This is a genomic window from Streptomyces katrae (assembly GCF_000966975.1).
GTDB classification, from domain to species: Bacteria; Actinomycetota; Actinomycetes; order Streptomycetales; family Streptomycetaceae; genus Streptomyces; species Streptomyces katrae.
Genome location: NZ_JZWV01000595.1, coordinates 1 through 774 on the forward strand (window position 1 = coordinate 1; position 774 = coordinate 774).

Annotated in this window: 1 pseudogene; it reads right to left on the bottom strand. The window is 82.4% G+C overall.

Features of this window, described 5'->3' with window-relative positions:
* Positions 1 to 774: pseudogene (locus tag VR44_RS21365) on the bottom strand (hypothetical protein); the annotation flags it as partial.

A 774-nucleotide genomic window follows, 5' to 3' on the forward strand; every position in this document is an offset into this window, starting at 1 on the left:
CGGCGACCCGGGCGGCGAAAGCGGTCGCCGCGCAGCCGGTGGCGGCCCCGCACAGCGGGGAGGGCGGTCCGGGCCTCAGGGCGCCCCCGCCGTCGACGGGGGTGTCGGCGTCGGGGTCCTCCCGGAGCCAGCCGGGGGCGGCCAGGATCTCCGTGCCGGGGTCGACGGCCAGCCCCTCCCAGACGAAGCGGGCCCGTACCGGGTGCACGGCGGCCTCCACCGGCGGGAAGCGGCGCAGGGCGAGCGCCACGGCCCCGGCGGGGCCGCCGGCCGCCTCCGGGACGCCCGCCGCGGTGAGGGCGAGGGCCTGGAGGGCGGTCGTCACGGCCGCCTCGGAGACCACGGCCAGGGCGTGGGCCAGCGCCTTCTCGCGCCCGCCCCCGTCGGCCGGCGTCGCCCCCTCCGTACGGGCGGCGGGTACCCCGGCGGGTCCGGCCGCCGTGCCGCGGGCCAGGCCGGCCGCCACGGTGCCGGGCTCCGGGTCTGCCAGGTAGGGGGCGATCCTGCGGGTCAGGGCGGCCGCCCTGCCGTCGTGTGCGCGGGTGCCCGCGGCCGCGGCGGTCCTCAGCAGCACCTCACTGAGCAGGGTGTCGTCCGCCGCGGCCCCGCCCGCCACCACCCGGCGGGCCGCGCGCAGCAGCCCGGGCCGCCAGACCTCCCAGGGCAGGGCGTGGTCGTCCCGGCGGGCCCCGGCCACCCGTTCCAGCTCCTCGGCCAGCGGGCCGGCGAACTCCGGCACGTCGGGGGCGGCGTCCGGCGGGAACGGGACGTGGG